The organism is Algibacter sp. (assembly GCF_049667265.1).
Taxonomy (GTDB): Bacteria; Bacteroidota; Bacteroidia; order Flavobacteriales; family Flavobacteriaceae; genus Algibacter_B.
In genome coordinates this window covers 1-24,060 of the sequence record NZ_JBATHX010000398.1, presented here as the reverse complement: position 1 = coordinate 24,060, position 24,060 = coordinate 1, and the positions used below count along the sequence as shown (strand labels likewise).

20 protein-coding genes are annotated in these 24,060 nt (G+C 31.2%); 16 read left to right on the top strand and 4 right to left on the bottom strand.

The genetic code is table 11. The annotated features are described in order from the left end of the window. The 11 genes from WBN21_RS13915 to WBN21_RS13865 all read left to right on the top strand — a co-directional run. Positions 1-1,347: FAD-dependent oxidoreductase (locus WBN21_RS13915; RefSeq protein WP_424201288.1), on the top strand; the 1,347-nt coding region annotated here is incomplete at its 5' end. Then, the gene (locus tag WBN21_RS13910; protein ID WP_424201286.1) at positions 1,347-2,777 is read left to right on the top strand and encodes a rubredoxin; all 1,431 of its coding nucleotides are present in this window, start codon (positions 1,347-1,349) and stop codon (positions 2,775-2,777) included. The genes WBN21_RS13915 and WBN21_RS13910, both read left to right, overlap by 1 nt. 138 nt (positions 2,778-2,915) lie before the next feature. Then, positions 2,916-3,233: a hypothetical protein gene (locus WBN21_RS13905; protein WP_424201284.1), complete on the top strand. Its 318-nt coding sequence runs from the start codon at positions 2,916-2,918 to the stop codon at positions 3,231-3,233. A 123-nt stretch (positions 3,234-3,356) separates the two neighbouring features. Next, complete coding sequence (locus WBN21_RS13900) at positions 3,357-3,773, top strand: response regulator (protein ID WP_424201282.1); 417 nt, start codon at positions 3,357-3,359, stop codon at positions 3,771-3,773. Continuing rightward, complete coding sequence (locus WBN21_RS13895) at positions 3,773-4,312, top strand: heme NO-binding domain-containing protein (protein ID WP_424201280.1); 540 nt, start codon at positions 3,773-3,775, stop codon at positions 4,310-4,312. Before WBN21_RS13900 ends, WBN21_RS13895 begins: the two co-directional genes overlap by 1 nt. Continuing rightward, positions 4,312-6,792 carry a PAS domain S-box protein gene (locus tag WBN21_RS13890; protein WP_424201278.1) on the top strand — a complete coding sequence of 827 codons (2,481 nt, stop codon included), beginning with the start codon at positions 4,312-4,314 and terminating at the stop codon, positions 6,790-6,792. Before WBN21_RS13895 ends, WBN21_RS13890 begins: the two co-directional genes overlap by 1 nt. Beyond that, positions 6,789-7,112, top strand: coding sequence for an Hpt domain-containing protein (locus WBN21_RS13885; RefSeq protein WP_424201276.1), 324 nt, complete (start codon positions 6,789-6,791; stop codon positions 7,110-7,112). The genes WBN21_RS13890 and WBN21_RS13885 overlap by 4 nt, the downstream gene beginning before the upstream one ends. A gap of 9 nt (positions 7,113-7,121) precedes the next feature. Beyond that, positions 7,122-7,835 (top strand): LytR/AlgR family response regulator transcription factor, encoded by a 714-nt coding sequence (locus tag WBN21_RS13880; protein ID WP_424201274.1) that lies wholly within the window; start codon positions 7,122-7,124, stop codon positions 7,833-7,835. 301 nt (positions 7,836-8,136) lie between these two features. Beyond that, positions 8,137-8,634: a CAP domain-containing protein gene (locus WBN21_RS13875; RefSeq protein WP_424201272.1), complete on the top strand. Its 498-nt coding sequence runs from the start codon at positions 8,137-8,139 to the stop codon at positions 8,632-8,634. A 110-nt stretch (positions 8,635-8,744) separates the two neighbouring features. After that, the gene (locus WBN21_RS13870) at positions 8,745-9,959 is read left to right on the top strand and encodes a hypothetical protein (RefSeq protein ID WP_424201270.1); all 1,215 of its coding nucleotides are present in this window, start codon (positions 8,745-8,747) and stop codon (positions 9,957-9,959) included. A gap of 140 nt (positions 9,960-10,099) precedes the next feature. Next, entirely contained in the window at positions 10,100-10,417 is a 318-nt protein-coding gene (locus WBN21_RS13865) for a hypothetical protein (protein WP_424201268.1), read from the top strand. Positions 10,418-10,764: 347 nt separating this feature from the next. Here WBN21_RS13865 and WBN21_RS13860 read toward each other — a convergent pair whose 3' ends face one another. Continuing rightward, a complete protein-coding gene (locus WBN21_RS13860; RefSeq protein ID WP_424201266.1) occupies positions 10,765-12,825 on the bottom strand; it encodes a tetratricopeptide repeat protein in 2,061 nt (686 codons plus the stop codon). A gap of 156 nt (positions 12,826-12,981) precedes the next feature. Between WBN21_RS13860 and WBN21_RS13855 the strand changes: the two genes are divergently transcribed. The 3 genes from WBN21_RS13855 to WBN21_RS13845 all read left to right on the top strand — a co-directional run bounded on the left by WBN21_RS13855 (position 12,982) and on the right by WBN21_RS13845 (position 15,882). After that, the gene (locus WBN21_RS13855) at positions 12,982-13,260 is read left to right on the top strand and encodes an STAS domain-containing protein (RefSeq protein WP_424201264.1); all 279 of its coding nucleotides are present in this window, start codon (positions 12,982-12,984) and stop codon (positions 13,258-13,260) included. Positions 13,261-13,293: 33 nt separating this feature from the next. Then, positions 13,294-14,544 (top strand): oligosaccharide flippase family protein, encoded by a 1,251-nt coding sequence (locus WBN21_RS13850; protein WP_424201262.1) that lies wholly within the window; start codon positions 13,294-13,296, stop codon positions 14,542-14,544. A 120-nt stretch (positions 14,545-14,664) separates the two neighbouring features. After that, on the top strand, positions 14,665-15,882 hold the full coding sequence (locus WBN21_RS13845) for a glycosyltransferase (RefSeq protein WP_424201260.1): 1,218 nt from the start codon (positions 14,665-14,667) through the stop codon (positions 15,880-15,882). A gap of 92 nt (positions 15,883-15,974) precedes the next feature. Here WBN21_RS13845 and WBN21_RS13840 read toward each other — a convergent pair whose 3' ends face one another. From WBN21_RS13840 to WBN21_RS13830, 3 genes are read right to left on the bottom strand one after another with little or no spacing between them, the layout of a single operon-like run. Further along, complete coding sequence (locus WBN21_RS13840) at positions 15,975-17,492, bottom strand: glycoside hydrolase family 2 TIM barrel-domain containing protein (protein WP_424201258.1); 1,518 nt, start codon at positions 17,490-17,492, stop codon at positions 15,975-15,977. Then, on the bottom strand, positions 17,489-18,691 hold the full coding sequence (locus WBN21_RS13835) for a hypothetical protein (RefSeq protein WP_424201256.1): 1,203 nt from the start codon (positions 18,689-18,691) through the stop codon (positions 17,489-17,491). The genes WBN21_RS13840 and WBN21_RS13835 overlap by 4 nt, the downstream gene beginning before the upstream one ends. Beyond that, complete coding sequence (locus WBN21_RS13830) at positions 18,691-21,780, bottom strand: hypothetical protein (protein ID WP_424201254.1); 3,090 nt, start codon at positions 21,778-21,780, stop codon at positions 18,691-18,693. Before WBN21_RS13830 ends, WBN21_RS13835 begins: the two co-directional genes overlap by 1 nt. 182 nt (positions 21,781-21,962) lie before the next feature. On the opposite strand from WBN21_RS13830, the gene WBN21_RS13825 reads away from it, so the two are divergent. After that, positions 21,963-23,150, top strand: a complete 1,188-nt coding sequence (locus tag WBN21_RS13825; protein WP_424201252.1) for a response regulator — start codon at positions 21,963-21,965, stop codon at positions 23,148-23,150. 11 nt (positions 23,151-23,161) lie between these two features. Next, the gene (locus WBN21_RS13820) at positions 23,162-23,641 is read left to right on the top strand and encodes a family 2 glycosyl transferase (RefSeq protein ID WP_424201250.1); all 480 of its coding nucleotides are present in this window, start codon (positions 23,162-23,164) and stop codon (positions 23,639-23,641) included. The last annotated feature ends 419 nt before the right edge of the window (positions 23,642-24,060 follow it).

The window sequence follows — 24,060 nt, the reverse complement described above, 5'->3', positions numbered from 1 at the left end:
TATAATGAAAAGGATGAAATCCATGTGTTTTCAAAAGAACCAAATCTTTTTTACAACCGTGTATTATTGCCAGAGTATGTCACCGAAGAATTAACTTGGGAACAACTTTTAAAAATAAAAAACAAGGAATTAGATAAACTCAACATTAAATTACACCCCGAAACCTTTATTACGAACATTGATGGGGATGCCAAGAAGGTTACTGATAGTAATGGGGATACCCATACCTTTGATAAGCTTATTCTGGCAACAGGGAGTAGGGCGTTTGTTCCTAAGGATGCTCAAATTGATCTTCCTGGCCGGTTTACCATGCGTAATAAAAGTGATGCCGATAGGTTTAAAAACTACTTAGACGCCACAGGATTACCGCCAGAAGAGCAACACGTGGTGATAGTTGGGGGCGGATTGCTTGGTTTAGAGCTCGCCGCAGCCATGAAACATAAAAACGCTAAAATTACCATTGTACAGCGTGGGTCGCGGTTAATGGAGCGTCAGTTAGATAAAGTATCTAGTAAATTATTGGCATTAGATGTTCAAGAGCGAGGGATTCAAATTTATTTTGATAATGAAGTAAGTACTGTGTTTGATGATGAAGATACAGGAGAGCTAAACATCACTTTAAAAAGTGGAAAGTTTATAACAGCCAATGCTATTGTGTACGCTATTGGTACCATTCCAAACATTGAAATGGCCAGAGCAAATGGCATTTCATGCGGAAGAGGCGTGAAGGTAAACCAGCATTTACAATCCTCCTATCCAGATATTTTTGCCATTGGTGAAATTGCAGAATTCAAGAATCAGTTATTCGGAATTACATCGGCAGCAGAAGAGCAAGCCAACATTTTATCCAATTATATTGCCGGCGATATTAGTTCTGCATATAACGGATCAGTATTGATGAATATTCTAAAATTCAACGATTTAAGTCTTTGTAGCATTGGCGAAATTAATGTGCCTGATAATGATGATAGCTATGAAGAAATCATTTTTACAGATATTAAAAAGCGGTATTACAAAAAGTGTATTGTTAAAGACGATTTATTGATTGGAGCTGTTTTAATGGGCGATAAAAATGAATTTGCCGAGTTTAAAACCATGATTGAAAGTAAAATTGAAATGGCTGATAAACGCGACAAATTACTTCGTGGGTCTTCAAATGATGTACCTGTTTTGGGAAAACTAGTATGTTCCTGCAGTCAAGTGGGCGAGGGCAATGTAGAAGAAGCCATTGCAGGTGGTTGTACCGATTTTACCGAATTGTGTAATAAAACGGGTGCCGGTTTAGGTTGTGGAAGTTGTAAAACCGAAGTTCGCGAGATTCTTCAAAATTCAAAAGTGTTAGCATAATGACAGAGCCATATAGATTACGAATTAACGGTGGTGTTTTATCGCCAGGAGAATTAAAATACATTTGCGAAGCCGCAGAGGCTTTAGGTTTAGATGCCATTTCTTTTGGTTCGCGTCAAGATATTATTTTTCCCGAAGCTATTGATGAAAGTAAGTTCGAGCAGTTTAATAAAATTCAATTTGTAAAACCTAAGCGCGATGGTATTGAAAATATCGCCTCATCTTATGTGTCTGCCGAAATTTTACAAAACACCTCATGGTTAACAAGCGACAGGTATTTGTATGTGTTAGAGCAATTTAAACACCATCCAAAACTTCGTATTAATGTTACCGATCCAAAACAACGCTTAGTACCATTATTTACAGGAAACGTTAATTTTGTAGCGTCAGAGCATGAAGATTATTGGTATTTGTATTTAAGACTTCCAGGTTGGGAAAAAACAAAAATGTATCCAGCTCTTATTTATAGTTGGGATATGGGAAAAATAGAATTTGCCATTGAAAACATTTTAATGGAGGAACCAGAAACTATCGAAACCGTTTTCGATTTAGTAAACGACGCTGTCGATACCGATAACCGAACCGTTGATAAACCTTTGGAAGTTCCGTTTTATCCTTTCCCATATTATGAAGGGATGAATCGTATTGGTACAGACCGCTACTGGTTAGGGTTATATTGGAGAAATAACCGCTATGATATTCCTTTTTTGAAAGCCATGTGCGAGCTGTGTTCAGAAAATAAAATAGGTAAAATTTCTATCACGCCATGGAAATCATTTATTGTTAAAGGAATTCCGTTGCAATCAAAACTTAAATGGGAAAAGTTTTTAGGTAAATACGGAATAAATGTGCGTCACTCTATGTTGGAGATGAATTGGCATTTACCGGTTAATGATACAGATGCATTAAGCTTAAAAAAGTACTTAGTTACCAATTTCGATCAAAACGATATAAGTACTTATGGTTTAACTTTCGGGATAACAAGTTATAATAGTGATACCTATAATTTTACTTCAATAGTAATCGAAAAAAACAGACAACCAGAAGTTGTTGGAGGTTTCAAAATAAGAGACACCTACAATTTGCTTTATGCTAGAAATTTCGACCCAAATACCCAAGAATATATCATGCATGTGCAAGATGTAGATAAAGTAGAATTGCCAGGTCTATTAATGGAATTAAGCCAATTATATTTCGAGCAATTAGGAACGGAAAAAGAAGAGGAAAATGCTCAAGTTTCTAATAAAGAAACTACTGAGGAAGAGGTTTATCAGTGTTCAGAATGTATGACGATTTATAGCGAAGTTTATGGCGATGTTACACAAAAGATAGCTCCAAACACTTCTTTTGAAAGTTTGTCTTCGGATTATGAATGCTCGCTTTGTGAGGCGCCTAAAAGTAGTTTTGAAAAGAAAACTCTAGTAAAATAAGGCTGGCAAAAAACCATTCGTCGATACTTCTTATTGTTCTTAACTAGTAATTGCTTTCATTTAAAGATTCATTTTAATTTTTTCGATATACGTATGTAAATTTGTAATCTAAATAAAGTAGATTTGAAAACCGTACTAATGAAAAACACATTTAACAACAGCTTGAGAACAATAGTTAATTTTTTAATGCTTAATTCTAAAACGGAGCATATTAAATTAAGTGTAGAAAATATTGATTGCACGAAAGAAGAGTTTTCATTAGAATCAACGGAAGAATATACTTTAAACAAAAGCCTAAAACATCTAGAGTTTATTAGTCTATTAGAAATTAATATAACAGACGATCAGCGTCGTTTCTTCTCACAAGACTTTTATCACGACTTAGAGACGGCTAAATTAATTTCTAAAATTAACACAATTAATACGTCTAGATTACTGCGAACTACAGCTGCATAATTCCAAATCTCAAAAACCATTCGTCGACACTAAACTGTTATCCGTCGACAGTTAATATCAATTTATCGAAGGATAATTTTAGTTACTTCCATTTAAACTAATTTCACTTTTAAAATTGAAAAGATGAAAGGTAGCAGTTTAAAAATTCTTCTAATTGAAGATGATATAATTGAAATAATGAAAATGAATAGGACAGTTTCTTCCTTAAAACTTAAACATAAAATAGTTGAAGCTCATGATGGTGAGGAAGCGCTTAAAATTTTAGAACAAAAAGATAGCATACCAGATATTATTTTGTTAGATTTAAACATGCCGAAGATTAATGGTATTGAGTTTTTAAACATACTTAAAAAAGATAAGAAATTAAAATATATCCCGACCATCATTCTAACAACTTCAAGTAATCAAAAAGATTTATTAGAGTGTTATAAAATTGGTATTGCTGGCTATATTTTAAAACCATTGAAATATGAGGATTATGTTACTAAAATAGATAAGTTGTTGGCATATTGGAGTATAAATGAATTAAAACATATTTAATGAAGGGTATTGTATTTACAGAGTTCTTAGATTTAGTTGAAGTTAAGTTTGGTCTTGAAATGGTTGATAGGATAATAAGTTCATCAAACTTAGAGTCTGAAGGTGCTTATACATCTGTAGGGACTTATAAGTTTTCCGAAATGCTTCAATTACTTCAACATTTAAGTACTAATACTGGAATTTCAATTGATGATTTATTGTTAGTTTATGCAGAACATTTTTTTAGTGTTTTAGAGCAGAGTTACCCAGGACTTATGGCTACTTATAACGACCCTATAGAAATGATTTCTTCAATAGAAAACCATATTCATGTAGAGGTAAGAAAAATATATCCTGATGCAGAGCTGCCAACTTTTGAGGTTATTAAAAAAACAGATAACTCACTAGTAATGATTTATAAATCGAGTAGAGCGATGCATCATTTTGGCTTAGGTTTAATGAATAAGACTTTTGAACATTTTAACTCAACAGCAACTATTGTTTTAGAGAAATTGAAAGAAGACGGTACAGAAGTTAGATTTGTAATTAATAAGAATTAATGAGTCAAAATCAGATTGACATTTTACAGCGAGCTCTCACTCGCGAAAAAACTGCTAGAAAAGCGGCAGAAAAAATTTTAGAACAAAAATCGGCTGAATTATTTGAATCAAAACAGCTTCTCCAAAAATCGTATTCTGAATTAGAAAAATTACTTAACAAAACAGACTCCCAATTGCAAGGGGTTTTTGAAAACATAGTAGACGCATACGTTATCATGGATTTAACTGGTAATATTCTAAAAATGAATAATGCCGCGGTTAATTTGTTTGGTTTTGAGAGTGAAAAAGTAGATTTCAATCTAACTGATATGGTTTTTCCTTCCGATACGGAAGTTGTTACTAATTCTTTTAAAAAATTACTAAAAAAAGGAACTTTAACGGATTTTGAAATAAGTTTAAATACTATTAAAAATGAGTCAAAATTAGTCCACGTTAACGCGAGTGTAATATATGATAATGATGAGGCAGTTGCAGTACAAGGAATTATTAGAGACATTACAAAAGTTAGAGAAAAAGAATTAGTAGTTGAAGTAATAAATGATATTGCTCAATCTATTTTAGGAAAATTTGATATTTATGAAATAGCCCATCAAATAACAGATAAAATAGCTAATTATTTAGAGTCTGAAGATTGTGTCATTTATCTTTATCACGACTCTGATAATACACTTGAGCAAATTTCAGCATTTGGAAAAAAATTGGATGAAAATAGCCAAATTGTTAATAAAATAGTTTTAAAAGAAGGAGTTGGCATTGTTGGCTCCGTAGCAAAATCTGGTAAGGCTGAAATTGTTAATAATACTGATCTAGACAAAAGATACGTAAAAGATATTGTAGAAAAAAAATCAGAAATCACAATACCTATTATGATTGGTGATAAGGTGCTTGGAGTTATAGATTCAGAACATGAAGAAGTAAACTTTTTCACCCAAAAGCATTTAAATATGTTAATGAGTATAGCAGGTATTGTTGCTTTACAATTAAAAAGTGCTATCGATTTTAGAGAACGTAAAAAAGCTGAAGAACAACTTATAGAGTCGGAAAACAGATTATCTACCCTTATTCTAAATCTTGATAGCGGAGTATTACTCGAGGATGAGAATAGAAAAATTGTGATTACGAACAATAAATTTTGTGAATTTTTTAGTATTCCAGTATCTCCAGATGTCTTAATCGGTCAAGATTGTACAGATTCAGCAGAACAAAGTAAAGGTCTTTTAGAAAACCCTGATGATTTTGTGATAAGCATTGACAATTTGTTAAAAAACAAAAAAGCAGTATTAGGAGAAGAACTTAGAATGGCTAATGGTAAAATACTAGAACGTGATTATATTCCAATTTATGAAAATAGTATTTATAAAGGACATTTATGGACTTATAGAGATGTAACATTAAGAAGAAAATATCGTAAAAGTTTAGAATCTCAAAGGCAAAAATATAGCAACATTATAGCAAATATGAATTTGGGTCTTATGGAAGTTGACCTTGATGATAAGATTTTAATGGTTAATAATAGTTTTGCTGACATGTCAGGATATGATGAAGAAGTATTGATTGGAAAAATTGCCAACGAAACTTTTACTTTAGAAAAAAGCACAGAAACCATTGTAACTGAAAATAATAATCGTAAAAAAGGATTGGCCAACTCATACGAAGTTATTGTAAAAAGAAAAGATGGAAAACTTAGAAATTGGTTGGTAAGTGGTGCCCCTAGCTACAATTTAAATGGAAAAGTTACTGGATCCATTGGTATTCATTTAGATATAACAGAAATAAAAAATCTACAAAAACAAAAAGAAAAACTTGTACATGATCTTGAAATTACAAACAACGAACTTCAAGAATATGCCCATATTGTTTCTCACGATTTAAAATCACCATTACGAAGTATAAATGCTTTAGTTAGTTGGTTAAAGGAGGATAATAAGGGGAAACTGGATGATATAAGTATGCAAAATTTTGGGCTTATAGAGACTACTCTAGAAAAAATGGAAAATCTTATTTCAGACATTCTTGAATACTCCAGTGTTGGAATCGACTCTTCACCAAAAGAAAATGTAGATTTGAATGTAGTAATGTCTGACATGGAACAGATTTTGCACATACCTGAACACATAAAATTAGAAATTTTAAATCCATTACCCACCATAACCGGAGACAGCACCATGTTACAGCAATTATTTCAAAATATTGTTGGTAATGCAATCCGCTACATGGACAAGGAAACTGGCTTAATTCAGATAGATTTCAAAGAGAAAAATTCATTTTACGAATTTTCTGTTAAGGACAATGGAATGGGTATTGAAAAAAAGTATCACGACAAAATATTTAAGATATTTCACTTCTTAAATAAAAGCAAGGATTCCACAGGTATTGGTTTATCTATAGTTAAAAAAATAGTAGAAAAACATAAAGGCAAAATTTGGTTAGATTCGGAATTAGGTAAGGGAACAACATTTTATTTTACTCTTAAAAAATGATAAAAGAAACACCAAATTTAAATTATATAGAACAATTATCAGGCGATGATATGTCGTTTCAGAATAAATTAATTGCTGTAATTAAACGGGAATTCCCGGAGGAGAAAGCGCTCTACCTTAATAATATTAAATCTAATAATTTTATTAAAGCTTCAGAGAATGTGCACAAACTTAAACATAAAATTAGTATTTTAGGGCTTGAAAAGAGTTATGAAGTTGCTGCCAATTTTGAAGATAAATTATTAGAGAACAGTGCAGAGGGTAAAGCAGAATTTGAAATCATATTAAAAATTATTACCAACTTCTTAGCTACGCTATAATGTTATTTTATGAATTGTATTATTATCGATGATGAGGCTACTGCTAGAGCAATCATAGCACAACTTTGTACAAATATTCCAAGCTTAAATGTTTTAGAAGATTTTCCTAATGCGATGCAAGCTATAAAATATTTAAATCAAAATGAAATTGATTTAATTTTCTTGGATATACATATGCCAGATTTTACGGGGTTCGATTTTATTGAAACTTTAAAAAACCCACCAAAAATAATATTAACGACTTCTGATCCAAAATTCGCTATTCAAGCTTTTGAATATGATTGTATTATAGATTATTTAGTAAAACCAATTACACAAGATCGTTTTGATAAAGCCATTCAAAAGGCGGCGTCTTCTGATACACCTTCTAAAAGAATTAAGGAAACTAAAAACGCTGTAGAAACATCTTCTGGACACGATTTGTATATTAATATTGATAGGCGATTGATAAAAATAGATATTCCAACTATTTACTTAATTGAAGCTAAAGGTGATTATATACAAGTAAAAACTGAGGAGAAAAACTACACCGTACATTCTACATTAAAAAAAATAGAAGACAAATTACCTAACGATTTGTTTTTAAAAGTGCATCGTTCTTATATTATTAATGTCCAAAAAATAATTGATATTGAGGATAATAGTGTACTTATTAAGAAAGATGTTATTCCTGTAAGTCGCTCAAACAGACCCGAACTAATGAAGCGTTTAAACTTGCTTTAAACCATTCATATAAACATAACAGTATATTAACTTTCAAAAAAAAGTACCGTCCTTACGAAAAATCCGCAAAACATTTAACGGTTTAAAATATTTTTATCAATAATTTTATATGTTGGTATAAGGGCAAAAGAGAAATCTTTTGCCCTTTTTTGTTTTAGAGTATAAACTATCGCTTAAAAAAATTTCAATCAATTATCTGCAATTAATTACTATTCATCTACACTTTAAGATGGACTAATCGAAAAATAAAATATAGGACTCCCATTTAAAATAGTTTTTTCATGAAATTAACTTGAATCTCATGAAAAAATTATCTTTTGTATTAGTCATCATATTATTAAATCTTTCATTCATCTCTTGTTCTGTAGAGGAAGATGTTCAAATGCTGGATGAATATAAATCAACAAACATAAAAGTTGAATACACTCAAATGGACTATGAAATTGTTGAGATGATTAATGCTTACAGAATTTCAAAAGGTTTATCAGAACTTATTATTTTAAACGAAGCCACAAAAGAAGCTATTACTCACAGTCAATATATGGTTAAACACGGAGAACCTAGTCATGATTATTTTTTTAATCGATCAGAAAATCTAAAAAAGGGAGTGAATGCTACATCCGTTTCAGAAAATGTAGGATATGGATATTCTTCTGCACAATCTATCGTAAATGCTTGGTTAAAAAGTGATGGGCATAGAAAAAATATTGAAAATCCAGGGTTTACAGATTTTGGTATTTCTACAAAAAAAGATGAAGATGGTAGAAACTATTTTACAAACATATTTGTAAAACGATAATTAGCTTATCTATATAAATCTACCATTCATCTATACATAAACTTAGCTAAACGAATAATAAAAAAACAGGGCGTCTTTTAAAATATTTTTGTCTTAATAATTATAACACCATGAAAAAATTATTACTATATATAACAATTATTTGCGTCTGTAATGTTGAGGCACAACAATCAACTTTGCAACCAGTATCAGGAAACTGGACGTCTTTAACTAAGCTAGGTAAGTTCGATTCGAATGATAATCAACAATCCAATGCAGACACCGATTTTGTTGGTAATGTAGATCATGCTTCAGTAAGTAATAATGTGCCAGAGGTTTTTGTAAGGTCTGGTTTCTACTTAAACGGAACAGTTCATCTTGAAATTATCAATAAATCGAAGGCGAAGTCTGTAACTTTTGAAGCTAATATTATGGCTACTGAAGTCTCTAATAGGATTAAAATGAAAAATACCGTTACCTTAACGGGAAACTTGCATGAAACTGTTATAATAGAAACTGGTAACTTGTTTGCTATCGAACTCTCTATACCTACAACGCAATCAAGCCAAAAGGATTCGCTATATTTTACAGACGGTCCTTGGGGTGTTGATTATCTGGAAGATTACGCCACTATTGATAATTTAAATGTGGAAAACGCTCTGGTTGAATACGAAGACAATTTATATGAAGTAGAAAGACAACCATCCGTATCTGGCGTTGTAAAAGGTAATGTTAATCTTTTTAGACATTTACAGCCAAGAGACCAAACTTTAAATGTAACTGATTTTAATAGTATTCAATTCAAGGTTGCAAATAATGAGGCGATAGAAATAATTTTGATGCCCGAGAATTTAACAGACTGGAATAACCGTTTACGTTATACCATTCCTGCAAATGAATCGGAGACCTTTTATAGCATTTCATTTAACGATTTTGTAAATGTTAGTGGTATTACGGAACCTATAACCAATATTAAAACCGTCGTATTCTCGGTTATTGGAGATTATGCTATATACAAACCTTTTTCAATTAAAATCAATAAACTAGCCTTCGGGACTGCAGAAAGCTTATCGATTGAAAAATCGCCCGAAGTAAATAAATCTTTAAGCAATTTTCCAAACCCATTTAAATCAAAGACTACAATTAAGTTGCCTGAGATAACTCAATTTGTGAGCATCAAAGTTATTGATGTTATGGGAAGAACAATTGATAATCAGAGAATAAAATCAGAAGCTAACGGTATATATGCGGTTTATCACTCTGAAAAGTTATCCACCGGAATTTATAAATATATTCTTAAAGGAGATTCGAATAAAAATTACTTGGGAACTTTTGTAATTGAATAATAACCAATCTATTTCGAATGAAAGGGCAAAGGACGCAAGTTTTTTGCCTTTTCTTTTTTTATTATATTTAGTATAACAATTGAATTATTGATTATTCTTAATAGCGCTTCTTGTCGGGGGGTTGGTTAAAATAAGTTTACATGAGATATCTGCTATACAAATTATGTTTTATTCTTGTCATAATGTCTTGTCAAGGGCAAACTAAAAAAAATAAAACCACCCAAATTGTTGGAGGGCCCTGCGAGGGATGTGAAGCTATTTTTGAGTTTGGAAATAAAGTTATTACTTCAATAGATACACTTCCTAATTTTCATATTAATGAATATAAAATGAAAATAACTGGAATTGTATTTAATAAGGATGGAAAAACGCCAGCAGAAAATGTAATAATCTATATCTACCATACGAATAGAGAAAGTATTTATGAAACCAAAGGGAATGAAATAGGATGGGCATAAAGACATGGGTCTATTCGTGGATGGGCAAAAACTGATGTAGAGGGGAGGTATACATTTTTTACTTTTAGGCCAGCTGCATATCCTAATAGACAAGAACCTGAGCATATTCATATAACCATTAAAGAGCCAAATAGAAATGAATATTATATAGATGAAATTGTTTTTGTTGACGACCCTAAATTGACTGTTTCTAAAAAAGAAAAATTAAAGAACCGAGCTGGAAGCGGTGTGGTAGAGCTTAAAAAACTTAATGGTATTCTTCTTGCAGAAAGAAATATTTTTTTAGGTTTAAACATCCCTAATTACGACTAAATTTTAGCGTTTTCAATATTTCAAATAGACAAGTTCTATTCTCTAAATACAGGCTTCCCGCACAAATACCACTTAAAACGCAACCCAATTTCATTAAATGTAAAACCAGCCGCAGTAGCCGAGGCAATATTACTTCGGGTACCGTAAAGATTTAATAACGCACGATCTGTAAATTTATAACCTAACTTCCCTTGTATACGATATGTACTTTGGCTACTGTCGTCCTCAATATATTGTAACCCTGTTGCAGCAGTTAACTCGTAAAACCATTCGTTGGGTTTGGTAATCACTTCATCTTTAATCAGGTTTATAAATATTTCAGCAGCGTTATATTTTTCTGGACTAAAATAAATGGTAGGTACTTGGTTTTTAAATGTAATGTATTGGTAATTTAAACCTGCTTTTAATGCTGGTTTACTTAGTATGTTGTAGTATAGTGAAGTAAACAATAGGTTTCTCGTGTTTTCATCGTTTTGCCAAGTGTGAAAATATTGTGTAAACCATCCTAAATTGAAGTTGGTACTTAGGTTATAATTAGCATACAGATTATTCATCACGATTTCTCGATCTATTAATTCCGCATTAAAACTTTGTATTTCACTTTTGTATCCAATATCTAAAACTTGCAGTTTAAATGGTTTTATGTTTAAAGCTAAATCGGTTACTAATTGCGTATAATCGCTTGTATTTGCTTTTGCAGAAGTAACTCCAGCTGTACCTTTAAAGGTAATGTTAGGTAATAATTGATAAGCTAATCCTAACGAAAAGTCGTTTGATGTGGCATCGTTAACGGTTACTTTATTGCTGGTTGTTCTATATCCATAATTTGCTAACCACTTAAATTTGGTTGAAGTCGGAAATTCTATTTTGGTTTGTATCGCAAACGCTTTATTATCACCATTATCAAAAGAATAGGAGACTTTGGTTTCCCAAAACGGTGTAAAACTTGTATTCAACGTTTTAATAAAATTGGTGGCATCTTTTTGCTTGTCGTAAAAAGTTAACGTATTTTCTGCGGATTGGTATGCATCATCATAATAACCAATGGCTTTTAAAGCATTTGCTTTTCCTAAGTTGCCATCAAAAGAACTGCTATCATTCTGTAAAATACGATTGTAATCAATAACACTTTTCTTAAAATCACTCTTATAAATGTTTAAAGTAGCACGTAAGGCTAAAATCCAATTTTCATTAGGTTGCGATTCATTTAAATCATCAATTAAAACTTGTGCGTCTTTATATTTATTATTCCAAATAAGCGCTTGAATGTATCGTTCTTTGGTCTGTTGTATCAGTAATTTATCGTTTAATGTTGATATACTGTTATACGCTTTTTTACTAATGGTTAAAGCGTCCTTTTCTTTACCTTTTAAATGTTTTACTAGCGCAAGCCCGTTTAATGCCATTGTTTTATTTACTGGATTGTTGGCTATGGTGTTGTATGTGGTTTCGGCTTTATCAAATTCGCCAGCAATTAAATACAAGTTTGCTAGATTTAAAAGTGTGTCTTTATCATCTTTAAAAAGCGATAAATTTTCTTTTAAAAGGCGCTCTGCTTCTTCGTAATTTTGGGCTTGTTGGTTTTGATACGCATACCCTAAATAGATATATTTTTTAGAGTTTAAGGCGTTTGGGTTTCCTGGTAATACCTCCAAAGCTTTATTCACATAAATTAACGCTTCATCATATATTTTAAGATTGGACAGGGTATTGGCATATCCTAAAAGCGCTGGAAAACTCTGGTCGTTTTCTTTAATAAAACGTTCATAAAAGGTTTTAGCATCCGTATAGTTTTTATCCCAAAGTAAAGACTCTGCGTAGTTTAGTTTAATTTCAAAATCGTTTGGATATAATTTTAGTAAGTCTGTAAAAATAGTAACAGCTTTCTCTGATGCTCCTTGTAAACCAACAGCACGCCCATAACATAGTTTTGCCGTTTTATTATCGGGGTATTCTTTTAGAATAGTTTCAAAAAACGTTTCTGCTTTTGGGTATTTACCAGTTTCTAAATAGGTGAATCCTTCTTGCATGTCTTGTGCATAAATAAAGGTAGATACAGATAAAACAAGTAATAGTAGTAACTTTTTAAAGGGCATAGTCTGTTTAATTTATTACAGTTGCAAGTTAATCAATAGTATTGAATCATTCGTCTACAGCAAACTGCAACTGAACGAAATTCAACGACGCTACACTGATTTTTAAAGCATCTTTGTGTCAGAAATAATACAAATATTAATTAAAAAATAGAGATTATGGCACTTACAATTAAGGAAAACAACGAAACATTTTTAGTAGAGGGCACTATTAACGCCACTACAGTTAAACAATTTAAAAATCATTTAGAGTTCTTACTAGCTTACACAAAATCTTTAACCATAAATATTGAAAAGGTTACAGCAATTGATAAAAACGGTTTAAAAGTTATAGAAGACCTTTTTGACGCAGCAGAATTTTATAATAAACCGTTTTCAGTTATTGGTTATGGTTGTAAAGATCTTTACGAATCTATTGATATGTCGGTAGCAGCATAATTTAAAAAGAAACCAAACATTAAAACTAAAGTCATGCAAATTATAGCCACTTTAAAATCTAAAAAAATTACTCAAGAGCAACTATTTATGTTAAGTGTTCTAGCAGTAAATGGGGGGAATTATTTATATAATTTAATTCTTGGCAGAATTTTAGGACCAGCGCAATTTGCAGATGCCGCAGTGCTTATTACATTTTTATTGGTATTGAGTTTTGCAGCTATGACCTTTCAATTAGTAACAGCTAAGTTCTCAGTGCTTTTTGAAAACGAAGTTTTTAAAAGTTTCGTTTCTAAAATATATAAAAACGCATTGTTGGTTGGCGTTTTAATGGGAGTACTGATAATAGTATTTGCAAACCAACTGCAAAATCTATTTAATACATCGTCATCAAATATGTTTGTTGTTTTTGGTTGTGGTGTACCGCTATACTTTTTAATGAGTGTAAATAGAGGTGTTTTTCAAGGTAAAAAGGCCTTTAAATCTTTATCTATTACTTACCAAAGTGAGATGTTAAGTCGTTTAATTATAACCTTAGGGCTTATTTTAATTTTTGATATACAATCGTCGGTTGTTATTTCGGTTGGTATTTTAGCATCCTTTCTATTTGGGTTAATACCATTTAAATTCCCTAGTATTCTTCCCAAGAAAGCATTCTTATTAAGTAAAACGCATTCAAAAGAAATAAGAAGCTTCTTTATTATCACTGCATTTTATGAGTTAACACAAATCATAATAAACAATAGCGATATACTTCTAGTAAAACATTATTTTGAATCTTATGAAGCAGGTTTATATGCCTCTTTAGCCTTAATTGGTAGAATTGTTTACTTCATTGCTTGGATGTTTGTTATGTTGTTATTACCAACGGTAGTTCAACTTAAAAAAGAGGGAAAAGAAACAGCGCCAACACTTTTTGAATATGTAGGTTATATTGCTGCCATTTCGATTAGTATTATAGTGGTTTGCGTAAGTTTTCCAGAAACTATTATTACACTGCTTTTTGGAGATAGTTATACAGCTATGGCTCCATTATTATGGAAATATGCTATTGCAACCTCAATGTTTGCCATATCTAACATATTCGCCTATTACTACTTGTCTTTAGATAAATATATTCCTGTAGTTATTTCAGGTGTATTCGGGATGCTTCAAATGGCATTAGTTATCTTTTATCATGATAGTTTAGAACAAGTGGTACACATGCAAATAATAGCTATGTTATTATTGTTAGGTATTCAATTAGCATTTTTTAAATACGATCAAATAAAGTCTAAAACAGCTTAAACTAAAGAGAATTGCCATTCGTCTACAGTAAAGGTCATCCCATCTACAAGTGACTGATTTTAGGTGAATAAAACCCCAAATTTGTACTGTAATTAGTAAATAACATTAAAAATAAAACTTATGAAATTAGCAATCGTAACAGCATATCCTCCAAGTAAAGTCACTTTAAATGAATATGCTTACCATTTAGTAAAACACTTCAGAAAAAAAGAAGACATCACAGAATTAGTATTATTAACGGATACTACAGAAGGTGAAAAAGATTTTGAATTTACAGAAGCTGGTTGTAAAATAACCATTAAAGAATGTTGGACATTTAATAGCTATACAAACATTTTAAATGTAACAAAAGCTATAAACCAAGTTAAACCAGATGCTGTTTTATTCAATTTACAGTTTATGAAATTTGGCGACAAAAAAGTTGCTGCAGCATTAGGTTTAATGTTACCATTAGTTTGTAAGCTTAAAAATATTCCAAACATTGTTTTATTACATAATATACTTGAAGAAGTAGACTTGGGAAGCGCAGGTTTCACAAGTAATAAATTAATGCAGAAAATTTATGGATTTATAGGTTCAAGTTTAACAAGATTAATTCTTCAAGCCGATACCGTTGCCGTAACAATGCAAAAGTATGTTGATATTTTAGAAGAAAAGTATAATGCTAAAAACGTAAAATTAATTCCTCACGGGACTTTTGAAATTCCTGAAGAACCAGAATATAAAGTGCCAATCGCACCTATGCAAATTATGACTTTTGGAAAGTTTGGAACTTATAAAAAGGTTGAAAGTATGATTGAGGCTGTTGAAAAAGTAAGACAATCTACGGGATTAGATTTAGAGGTTGTTATTGCAGGAACAGACAACCCAAATGTGCCAGGTTATTTAGCTAAAGTGCAGGAAAATTATAAGCATGTGCCACAAGTACGATTTACCGGTTATGTTGAAGAACATGAAGTACCAACATTATTTATTGAAAGTGCAGTAGTAGTATTTCCATACACCTCTACAACAGGAAGTTCAGGCGTATTACACCAAGCAGGAAGTTACGGTAAAGCGGTAGTTATGCCAGATTTGGGAGATTTAGCTTTATTAGTACAAGATGAAGGGTATAGAGGTGAGTTTTTTGAACCTACATCGGTTGAAAGTTTAGCAACAGCTATTGAAAATATAGTAACTAATGACACTTATAGAACGGCATTAGGCAAAGTGAATTATAAAGCAGCAACGGCACATCCTATGTCTCAAATAGCAGATATGTACTTAAATACTTTTGAAACTATTATTTTAAATAAAATAAATGAAAACCCTACTAATACTAAAGAAGTTCTACTTTAATATAGTATTAAATCGAAGCCTTTTTTGCCCCATGTTTTGTTAAAAAATTAGTGTTCTAAATACAACGAATACTTATAATAAGTCTGAAGATATTATTCTTTAGCAATGTATTTAAAAGCGGGTTTTATCTCACCATTTTTATTGATGAAACCAAAATACTCTTGAGCCCGTTTTCTCCAAGGAAGTCTACCTACGACTTCCTTTGGTATTTCTGTAAAGTCATAAAGTGTCCAGGACATAAAACCTATATCATTAATACTTAAAATAGCTTGAGCCTTTTTATGATAGTCGCTTTGATCTTCTTCATTATTCCCAAAAGGATTCCAGAGTCCTTTATAAGATGACAACCCAAACTCTGTAATAGCTATTGGCTTATTTGGAATTTCAAGTTTTAGATTTTTATAAGTGTTTTCTAAATCATCCAAATCTTCATAATAGTGAAAACTTATAAAGTCTAGTTTGTCTTTTAGAATTGGAGCGCTTTCTGCATTAGACCAGCCAATGGTTATTGGATGTTTTGGGTCTGTAGATTTTACTAAATCAATCATTTTATCTAACCAAGCGATGACTAATTCTTTATTTCTTGATTCAAAATCTAAATTGGGTTCGTTTTTAATATCCCAAGCTAAAAGAGTAGGGTGGTTTCTTAATGCGGATACGATAGTTTCTGCATGATGTTGATTTAATGTCCAGTTTAAAACTGAATAATCACCATAAAAATCAAAAAGTGTTGCAACTACTTTTAAGTTTTCAGCTTCAGCTAAATCTAAAACTTGTATAAGTTTATTGAGTTTCTCAGGTTTAACATTCGCTTTTCCAAAATCGGCATAAGGAATAAATATCCTAATACTATTTAATCCAGTATTTTTAATGATTTTGAAATCTTTTGCAATGGTAACCGTATTAAATGTATCACCAAACATATCCCAAGGCGAAGCTTGCGGGTAATAGTTAATACCTTTAATGATATCAACTTTATTTGTAGCTTGAGCGAATGCATCTTTATAGTCGTCACTCGACTCTTTTATCATGTGTCTAATACGCCAAAAACCATCTTCTAACAGAAGAATTATTTTATAAGTTGTTTGCTCTGTAGTTTCTAAAACAAGTATTTCATTTTCAAAAACTCGTTTAAATTCAATAACATTTTCATCTGTAACAACAGCCAATTGTCCATCTTCACTAAAAAATTCTAGAGTCAGATGATGTTCTAATGTGGTACCTTCAATAGAAATGTTTTTAGAAGTGTTTTGTTCAACAAAGGCATTAATGTTTTTCCGAGCACTCTCCGTATAATAATCATCAATTCCTGATAAAGTATTGGTTTTGTAAGCCACATGTTTAACATACCAAGCATCTAAATAATCATTTTCAATGGCATTTAAAGTTTGCTCATCCATTGGTCGCCCTTCATTATTTAATGGACTCCATGCTATTTTTGGTAAGTATTGGTCTATTTTTTTAATTTCTGTATGCAGCATGGTACTGCGATCTGCACCAGTGTTTAAGTAACTATATAAACTGCCAATACCAAATAACACAAAAGCAATAATAGCGATGTAAGACAGGACTAAAGCACTACGTAATATGTTTTTGTTTATAACTGTCATAGCTTTATGTTAGGGTATGTTTTCTCAGCGCCAGCCGTTTTTATTTTAAGCGTATAATTTTTGCTTGGGAAATTGTTATTATCTAATTTAAAAGTAGCAAAACCTTCAAAAGAACTTTTAGTAAGTGTTTTTAGTTTTATATAATTTTTATAAACTGAAAGTGATACTTCCAAGCCATCAGGAATCATTTGATTCATAAAACTTTTTAAAGGGCCAATGGTTATTGTTCTATTACTTTCTGAAAACACTGCTTTAAAGTCTGAGATTATGGGGTTATAAATTAATGCAATTTGGTTGCTTTCTGCCATGCCTTCAACAAAGGCTTTAACAGTCCATTGGTCTTCATGATCCGGATGAATCATTTTAGCATTTGCTATACCGTTAATAGACGTGCCAGAAGTTTTTAAAACATGTTTTGAATTATTACTAATAAAAAAATCTACATAAGTACCATCGCTAACGATATTACCATACTTATCTTTTATAATGGATGTTGAAAAGGTGGTAATTTGGTTGCCATCGGCATAGCCATGATTTCTTTGATATGAAATAACAAAACTTGTTGGTATTGCGGGTATTACATTAACCGTGTATTCTTTTGAATTTAGGCTTGTACATTCTGACGACACCAATATTCTTCCTGTTTTAGTTTCTGAGTAAATGTTTTTATAAGCTATTCTATTTTTTATAAGGACATCCTCAATATGTTGATTGTCTAAAAATTGATATTTCACAGTAACCTTAGTGCTGTCAGCCAAAGGATTATCATAACTATCCGTTGGAATAACAATTAACATAGAGTAATCTGTTCCACCAGCTTGAATACTTGGCGGACCTAAATACGTTTCTAGAGCCACTGTTTTTTGTTTAGATATAATATTGAATGTTCCAGAAAGTGAACTATCAGCTATTAATTTCCAACTAACAATTCCCGTTTTGTTGCTTATAGATTGGGGTATTTGATAATTTATAATTCCAGATTCTATATTAGGTTTAATTATAGTAGAACCATAACTATTACTGACATACAAACTAGGTGTTTCGTCAGCATTACTTGAAAACTTTAAAATTATAGATTGACCTGCTTCAAATGTAGTTTCTTTAGTAAGAAGCTGAATATCTCCATTGTTTCCATTAGAAGTTATTGATAATAAAGCTATCAATCCAGAAATAAGCAGATATGTAAAATTCAACTTCATTAATTAGGGTTTCCTATATAGGTGTTTATTTCAATTTTAATAAAACTATAGTTTGCATTTTTTATAGGTTGTAAAACCGTGCGCGTTTGATTGTTAATTCTATTTGGCACCACTTTATTAGCAATAGATTCGTTTGGTAGACCGTTTACAAAACAGTTTTTCATATCCTCATTTATAACCGTGATGGTATCATTTTTAAGCATAGGATATTCAAAAGATTGTTGTCGTTGTTGCCTAATACCCTCTGCAATAAATTGATGATCCACCCAAAGCATTTTTTTGTTTTCATCATAATATGTAAACAATAATTGAGGAATGGTGACTTCTGCCAATCCAGAATTAAATAGTTTTCCTTTAATACTCTCTTCTGAAATATCTAAAGCACTTAAACTTGTACCTTTATATAAATCTGAGCCCGAAACATTACCTGCAATTTGTAAGTTGAATTTTGTGGGTTGTTCTTCAAATTCAAAAGGAGTGAACTCATCTGGATTAAATGTTTTGGGAATAGAGTCTTGAGTTTTAGACCAAGCAATACCTTCAAAATTAATTTTGAAAGAACTCACTTCCTTAGGCATTAGTTTGTGTTTTACATGATACTTCGCATTATGGGTTGCTAATTCTTTATTCTTATCGTTATATAAAGTGCCTTTTAAAACCACATCGGCAGGTACGTTATCTATATTTTGTAATTCCCCAATTAAAGCAAAGCTACCATTGTGTTTTACTAGTTTAGCTGAAAGAACCTCTAAAACGGGTTGTTTTAATACATCCTCATGGTGGGTTTGTTCTGTGGTGATACGGCGTCTCCCTTGATTAAAATATTTTGTGACATTATCAGAATACAATTGGTCTGGAGGTAAATCCAAATCAATATCATCAGGGTTTACATACCATTTACCATCTAGTTTAGTTACCGTTTTATAATCGGTTTTACTTATTTTTTCAAGAGGTGTAATCCATTTGGTATTTACTTTTACGGTAGCTAAACTATCCGTTTCTGATGTAATTATGGTTTCAATAGCATCTAATTTGGCATAGGAGCTCAATAAACCATCAGTCACCGATATTTCCAACATATACTGAGCAATTGGCAGATTACTTTTTGGGTTTATAAGACCATGTGCAGTCTCAAATTCTTTAAAATCTAAAGCATCATAATAGGCTAATAAAGCATTTTCTGGAGAATGATGCGAATCATTTTTTATATAGAATAGATACATGCCATAAAACACAATGATTGCTAGAATTACAGACCAAATATGGGTTACTCTAAGAATGGTTCTTGAAAAATTAGTATAGCTAATCGGGAACTTTAAAAAATCAGGAACACTTTTAACTTTGGTTTTTAACGCATGTACCCAAAGCATCTGAATAGTTAAAATAAAAGCAATAATAACGGTTAAAAAAGGCATAATACCCCAAAGTATTTTTGACCATTTAGGAACATCATCTTTTGGTAAAATAGAGGAAACAGGAGGCACATTTAACTTTTCCCAAACTAGAATACCGTTTTCTAATTGCCTTAGACGTTGCCAGCCACAGAAATATAAAATAGGATCATAAAATTTATCGTTAGAAAAAATATACTTAAAATTATATTTTTCTGGAGTGGTTAAAAATTGCTGTAGTGAGCCAATACCTTCAACACCTTTAAATTTAGAATTCTCTAAACGCTCAATAGGTCGCGTGGTTAATTCTGGTAAACGCCTTGCAGAATGGTAATTTCCATCTACACTCATGGCATTGGTTTGTGCAGATAACCATGCCATTTGGTCGCCAAATCCTAAAGTCATATAGCGCCAATTATCATGCTGGTCTTGATTTAGAAAATTTATAATAGGCAACATGTTTATTTGCTGCGGTTGCGATGGTCTAAAATAACTCAGACTCATCGTAAATATGGTCATAAATAAAAAGAGTCCAGCTAGTAAACCCCCAATTAATCTGTGGTAAATAGCTCCAAATTTATTCTGAATAAGTTGTTTTAAATCGCCTTCAACAAAACGATATACAAACTCTCCAAAAAGGGGTAAAGACATTATAGACGCCCAAAGTGTAAAACGGTCTAGAGTTAGTATGTTAAATGCTGTTTCTCCTAAAAATAGTCTAGGAATAAAAGTGGTGCCACCGGTGCCTAAAACAGTAAGTATCGTTATTGAAAGTCCAAAAAACAGATAGCGCTTGCTATAATATCTATAGAATATATAAGGCAATAGAATTAGTAAAACGCCCCATGGAATTAAAAAGAATACTAAACCAGAAGAGGTAATCTCTAAAAAGTTGTCTCGTGACCCATGCGGAATAGGAACTTGTGTTATGGGGTTGTTTTTAGAATTTATCCAGTAAGGTAAAATACAACCCACTATAATGACTAAGGATAGCATTCCAAAACTTATAATACGCTTAAAAAGTTTAAAAAAGCTATTAATAAATACCTTAATTGTAATGGCTTTGGTAGAATCTACTTGTTCTCTAGACACATCCATGATAACCATACCAATTAATGGAAAAATGAAAAATATCATTCCAAAAATGGGAGTCACATGATGCGATGTTACCGTAACCGAAATTAAAGATAGCGATGTAAAAAGATATTTATAACGTCCTGTTTTTAACCATAAATATATTTCGGGGAGTGAATGCATTAAAACAGATATACCTATAATACTTGGTAATTGCCCAAACACGTGTAAGGTTTCCACAAAAGACGATGAAAAAACAGCCAAGATAGAGGCATAACCTGCAACAGTTTTATTTGATGTAATAAGTAAAGAAAAGCGATAAACACTAGTGATAAAAAGCACAATACTTATTAACGCTACTGTAAACATACCGAACTTTAATCCACCAATTAATGAAAGTGCTGCAATGGATTGATGCACTAGCGGTGGGTAGCTCATAACTGTAAAGCCTGTATACCATTTATAGTTCCATGGTTCAAACCAACTATTAGCATAATGGTCTGCAAAGAATAAATGAATTAAAGCATCGTAAGTAGTCTCTAAGGTAAAGAATATAGAGGTGCCATGAAAAGCTATTCCTATAATTAAGGCAACAATTAAGTATTTATTAGTGGTTTCTTTCATTTATTACTTGACCGGTAATAGCTACTTGGTAAAGATAAATAATTTAATTGCGGTATGATATTTTATTTATCTACACAAATCTACCATTCGTCTACACATGCCTATAACTTAGACTAAATATTAATTTTAAAAGAGTCTTCAAATGTACATTTGTCATGTAATTAATAATAAAATCAATTATCATGAAAATATTAGCCATCGACGATCAACAATTAGTATTGTTACCAATGCAGAAAAGATTAAAGGAGTTAGGATATAATGTAAAAATTGAAACTGACGCTGTTTCTGCAATTAGTCTTTATAATTCGTTTAATCCAGATTTAGTAATTGTAGATATTAATATGCCCGGTGTTTCAGGATTAGAAATTGTAAAATATATAAGAAATTCTAAGAAGAACACGACACCAATAATGGTATTATCTGGGAATACTCAAGACGATGTTATTACTGCTGGTTTTGAATTAGGAATTAATGATTACATGAAGAAACCATTAAGCCTGAACGAAATTTGTGCACGTGTAAAACGATTAATTGGTGCTCCCGAAGTTAAAAATACAACTATAAAAAGCGATGTCATGATTCAACAACGATGTGTTGGGGTTGTTATTCCTTGTTATAATGAAGAAGAACGTTTACTAAGCCAAGAATTTATAGATTATATAGATAAAAACTCTGGTTACCATTTATGTTTTGTAAACGATGGAAGTAAAGACAGAACTTTAGAAGTTTTAAAAGAATTACAAAAAGGTAGAGAAGATTTTATAACAGTTTATGACTGCGATAAAAATGGAGGTAAAGCAGAAGCTGTACGTTTAGGAATGCTACATATGGCTAAAAAAGAAGACTTAGATTATATTGGGTTTTTAGATGCCGATTTATCTACAGATTTGGCAGACTTTGACGATTTAGTTAAAACCATTGAACATTCTGATTTTAAAATTGTTAGTGGTTCTCGTATTGCAAGAATGGGAGCAAATATTACCAAGGAATCTGCAAGAAAAATAATTAGTTTAACTATTAATTTTATTATCAGAAAGATTTTAAAAATGGATTTTAAAGATACGCAATGTGGTGCTAAAATCTTCCATAAAGATGTTATTGGTATTGCATTCAATAAACAATTTGTAACACAATGGATTTTTGATGTTGAAATCTTTAAAAGAATGAGTAATCATTTTGGTTTAGCGCAAGCAAAATCTATGCTATGTGAGCAACCATTAAAAAGATGGATTCATGCTGATGGTTCTAAACTTTCAATGAAAGATTCGGTCAAAATTGTTGGTCAATTAGCTCAAATTGCTTGGGTATACAGAGGAAAAAAATCAAAAGCTAATTCTGTTGTAGTAAAAGAATTGAATGTAGCTTACTAATTTAATTAACAATGAAAATAGGAGTCATTATAGTATTTCATAATAATGAAAAGGATATTGATACTGGGTTTTTTAATGAACATCTAAATCAAGCTAAAAACTTAGAGCTCTGTTTAGTTAATAATGCCAGTAGAGATAATACCTTTCAATTACTAAAAGAAATAAAAGATTCGTGCTCTACAAATGTTTCTTTAGTAGATATAAAAAAGTTTAAATCAGATATTTCGGCAGTAAGATCAGGGGCCAGATTCATGTTTAATCAATTTGATTTAAATCACATAGGATACATTAGCACTAATTTAATAAACCATAAGTCCTATAGTATTAGTAGTCTAATCAAGGCCATGAGTAAAAACCAGAATATTATTTTAAAATATAATATTAGTGTTTTAGAAAAAAAGGAAATAAAGCAAACATTATTTCAAAGTGTTTTTTCTATAATTGAGTATTTAGAAAAATTAAAGATTAATAATCAGCTTGTTAATTTATAAGCTTAGTTATAATATAAACGCAGTTTTTTTGAAGCTGATACCTGCTTTCCTCTAAAGCTTTTTCCCGATTACTTAAAAGTATATTGAACTTCAATTGAATAGATTATTTTGTTCTGATAACTCTTAAAGACTTTATTTAGTCATTCCATACTTGTTTAAGAATTTCGTGTCTAAGAAATTCATTTAAAGTAGGTGAGACCCTGACATAAATTTAGGGTAAGGTTAGTTAGCTAGCAGACAAAACAAATCATCGCATCAACATATAGCTCTTTGTAAAAGTGTTATTAAGCTTTTTAAAACGCTTGAAAACTAATTGGTTATGTTTAAAATTTAGTGTAAATTTATATCGGTCTGTTAGTTAAATAATAGATATCTTTTTTTGATCGTTTCAAGATTTCCCCCTTTTGTATAGTATTCTC